Annotated in this window: 3 protein-coding genes; 1 reads left to right on the top strand and 2 read right to left on the bottom strand. The window is 39.9% G+C overall.

Annotated features, from left to right (window positions below; all coding sequences use genetic code 11):
• A partial coding sequence (locus tag CIK87_RS12345) for a transposase (RefSeq protein ID WP_144008070.1) occupies positions 1 to 737 on the top strand: 737 nt, incomplete at its 5' end.
• A 1,472-nt stretch (positions 738 to 2,209) separates the two neighbouring features.
• Here CIK87_RS12345 and CIK87_RS12355 read toward each other — a convergent pair.
• A complete protein-coding gene (locus CIK87_RS12355; RefSeq protein WP_094387429.1) occupies positions 2,210 to 3,115 on the bottom strand; it encodes a nucleotidyl transferase AbiEii/AbiGii toxin family protein in 906 nt (301 codons plus the stop codon).
• On the bottom strand, positions 3,105 to 3,872 hold the full coding sequence (locus CIK87_RS12360) for a type IV toxin-antitoxin system AbiEi family antitoxin domain-containing protein (RefSeq protein WP_094387430.1): 768 nt from the start codon (positions 3,870 to 3,872) through the stop codon (positions 3,105 to 3,107). Before CIK87_RS12360 ends, CIK87_RS12355 begins: the two co-directional genes overlap by 11 nt.
• Positions 3,873 to 4,303: the final 431 nt, after the last annotated feature.

Here is a 4,303-nt window from a genome sequence, read left to right on the forward strand (position 1 = left end):
CAAAACTTGAGGGCAAACGTGTCGGGCTGGTCCGCATGGATAGCGGTTTCTTTGCGAAGGAAATACTTGACTATCTGGAAATGAAAGGGTTACACTATATCATTGCCTGCCGTTTCAACAATCGTATAAAGTACAGTCTCACCCATGAACGCAAATGGATAGAGCTAACAGACGGATTGGAAATATCCGAAACCATCTATCAGGCAAACGGTTGGGAGAAGCCTAGACGCATTGTGATGGTCAGGCAAGAAATAGACAAGCGCCCCAAAGCTGCAGGAAAGCAAATCAAGCAACTGGAGCTTTTTGAGGATGAGCAGGATTTCGGAAAATACCGATACAGCTGCTTTGTAACAGACCTTGACCTGCCGGCCAAGATTGTATATGACTCATATCGCGGAAGAGCGGATTCTGAGAATAGGATAAAAGAATTGAAGAATGATTTCTCCATCGATGACTTTGTCACAAATAACTTCTGGGCAACAGAGGCATGTGGGAATTTCATTGTTATGGCATATAACTTTATGTCGTTGTTCAGACATGCGCTGATCAATTCCAACAAGAAGAAATTTCTGAAGACTATCCGATACGAGTTGATATCGACGCCAGCCTATCTGGGAAAAACAAAAGACAAGCACATCCTATATTTGGCTAGATCACTAAAAACACGACAATCATTCTTATCTATATGGGAAAAATTAAAGGATTTCTCTTTGCCGTACGACACAGAGAAATCCTAATGACCGATTTGGGATAAAGAAACATTACAGCAAGACCAATGGCTATCGGAGCCAGCACATAATTGCGACGCCATATCAGAATGACACTTGCCACAACGGACATTACGCCACATATAGCCATTTGGATTGGAAACGACCAATGAAGTAATAATGCAAATAGTATAAAAACGATTCCCCAAAAGATTATTCCCCCAAAAGGCAAGAAAAGCAAGAAAATACTCGACTCCAGAGAAGATATCCAATCCTGCACCTTCCTAATAGCGTCATTGCCATCAACATCAGCATAATAATCGGTATTCTTTTCAAGATATTCCCTTATCATGCGACGTTTTAAAATGTCCTTCTTCAGCCAATTACCCTTTATATTCTCCAATTCGGGCGCAATAACCTCTTCCGCCTATTGCTTCAACTGATTGCGATGCTCTTCTATTTTGCTAAGCATCTTATGTCGTTTCACATACAACATCGCATAACAAACAGCACTAATGCCAACAGCACCTACCAACCATCTCCAATCGATGTAATCGGAGCCTCTAAAGTAACACACCCAGACTATGAGTACAAAGCAAGCCCAGGGCAAGACTATTCTAATAATTTTCTGCATATTGTTCATTGCTTTTATTATAGTTATTATCTGGTTGCAAAGATAGCCTTTTGTTTTGTAATGGTAATGAGCACGAAGGTATGCTTGTATGAAATGGTGATGTTAGTGTATAAAACGACATAAACGAGTGTCCCACAACATAAGGCGGAATTCTGTTTACAATCAAAACCATAAAAGAAGCCTGCCCGCTCAGAGCATAAAAAAAGAGTTCAACGATGTTGCTCATTGAACTCTTTGCGGAGAGAGAGGGATTTTATACCACTCTACCATCTTCTGTAACTCGTTGATATTCAAGTGCCGTCTTTAGGTATTTTTGCTTATTTTGCACGAAAAATGGCGCAGAACTAGCGCAAGACAAAACGTCTTAAAACACTGTGTATGAATGACTTTTGTTACACAATTTAACTATTTTAAGAAATCTATCGACTCTATTTTCTACTCCACCCCTCAAATCTTTGAGGAGATTATGTCATTACGACACTCGCTTCTTACTTTCAAACAAGTCGGTTGCCATTGTTCTCTGTTTATCATCTCATTGCCTTTGTATTATGTTTATGAATTGCCATTATGAAATGGGGATAATACTACACCATGACCACTATCTTACCATTATTATTCAAATGCTTATAAGTCAAATATGACTCTGAAAGTTGTATCTTCATGTAGCAATATTGATTTTCAAGATGTTACATAACTTTTATAGGCATTGAAATATGTAGCCTACTTGTAGCGTCTTGTAGCACGATGTAGCGTTATATCCTATTATTGGTACAAAGTTAGTATAAAACAATTAGAATAAAGATAAATTCCTCGTGTTTAACACTAACTTTGCAAGTAAGCTACAAGGCTTCCTTGGGGATGACTCTATCTATTTGGGAAATAAGAAGTCTTTCAACTTTTTAATTCCCTGCTCATGTTTTTGAATGTTATGCTCCTTCAGATTTCTGATATTGAGCAATTTCCATTGTACAGAAGGATATTTGGACAAATCACCGGCACTACACAGACTCCAATCAGGGCAGCCTTCCTCAAAAGAAAGCAAGAAATCCTTGTCTGCCTTGGTCATGCTTTCTTGAACCAATTTGACCAACTGCAATCTTGCTTGCTTATAGTCCTCGTAACTAAAGGCTATGTCTGACATACCCTCAAACTGCTTCTCCAAAGCATCCGTTTGGTCTATCTCATTGGGTTGCAATGACTCGATGATAGGTTTGTCACTTCCTAAGAGGCACAGCATAAAGCCATCTTTAACATCCTCAAAAGAGCTAATGTCCATATACTTACAGTCAAACAGGTCACGAGGATGCTGTCTACTCAAAGCTGCAGTGATTTTTCCGCCATATAATTGGGTGAAAGAGACTGTTCGAGCCTTACAGCCCATATTGAACTCATCCTTGGCTTTGGCACACAATGACATATCCACTGTATCACCAATGATGCCTCGTTTCGTACCATTCACTTCTATCTTGACGGTTGCATCTCCTAATGTGCATAGGAGTTTCCATACATTCGGTTTGGGAACGACCACAATGCCTGGTATCGTTCTTTCCACGTTCCTCTTGACTTCAAGCAGTCTTTCATTGATAGTACATAAACTTGTAGTCCTATCTTGAATGGGAATATAGGTAAGGTCTATATCCACTGAATACCGTGGCAAATTCTTATGGAACAGATTTATGGCTGTTCCACCATGCACGGCAAATTCCTTGATACGATATACAGACGGCATAATTCTTATCAATAATGCGACCTGCTTCTTGTACTTATCCCTCATATTCTTCTAAATCTTTTGGAATTGTCATGTTATATTTACGATTAAATGTACCATTGGTAGCAGCTTGGATTTTCCCAGTCCCGACATCTATCTTTTCGGGATGCAGTTCTTCGAACCAAAAATGACCTGCCTTTTCAGCCATATACAGAAACATCCTCTTTACTCTGTTGTTGTCCAAAGTTTCCAACAAGTGCTGTACAACATCAGAACGTAGGGTAGTCAGTTGCTCCATAACATAGTACAGATCCATGTAGCTGTATGACTTTGGAGCCAAGATTAGACACTCCAAGAACGCTTGTTCTGGAGAAGAAACATATAACGTGCCACTGTCCATAACTCTTTCTATTGTCTCTGTATACGAGAAGGCATTTGTGTGAAACACCCGGAAGGTAGCGTCATAGACATCACTTTGCATCCATAATGGTGTCTTGAACGTTGGTGCAGCCACCATCAGAACAGGCTTTCCCATTGGTACATAATGGTTGAACCCCGTATATTCCAAGGCAGACATTGCAGCCACTCTGAGGGTGCCACCCATCTGTTTGTTATATGACGCTATGGCATCATAAGCATTCAAACGCCCACCCGTGCGGTACATCACACCTTTGCATATCGCTGTCAGCCATCCAGAGTCCCTGTATTTCTTTTGCAGTTGGACAGAATATCCTTTCTTCTTTAGCCAGTCAGCAAACAACAGTCCTGTCGGTGCGGTATTGGCAAGCAATTGGTTTATTTTTGTTCCGTATAATATATCCATAGTTTATTGCAAAGCTAAATATCTAACTGCAAAGATAGATGTTTTTACCCTTCCTTGCAAGAAATGAGTTAGAAAAAATACCTTGAAATAAACCAAAAGTGTATTTTGACGCATAATTACCAACCAAAGAACTTTCCTCCATCATCACAAATTTTCTCTCAATCGGATTTTCCCCACAACGTTCGTTTATGGCTCAAAAATTCGTGTGTGCTATCCGTGTACAACATAATAAAAGATAAAGGTAAAGGCTTCCCTAACTGGTTGTAATCAATATTCCACAATGTTTATCGGGTAAGCCTATATTGGGTCTGCGGATTTTTCCGGTTGGTAACACCGTATGTTAGGAATAAAGTCGTACCTTTGCCATATGGAACAGACCAAGCTACTACGCGCCATTCTTCCGGATGTGCTTATAGACAACTTCGATGTTG

Source organism: Prevotella sp. P5-64 (assembly GCF_002251285.1).
Lineage (GTDB): Bacteria > Bacteroidota > Bacteroidia > Bacteroidales > Bacteroidaceae > Prevotella.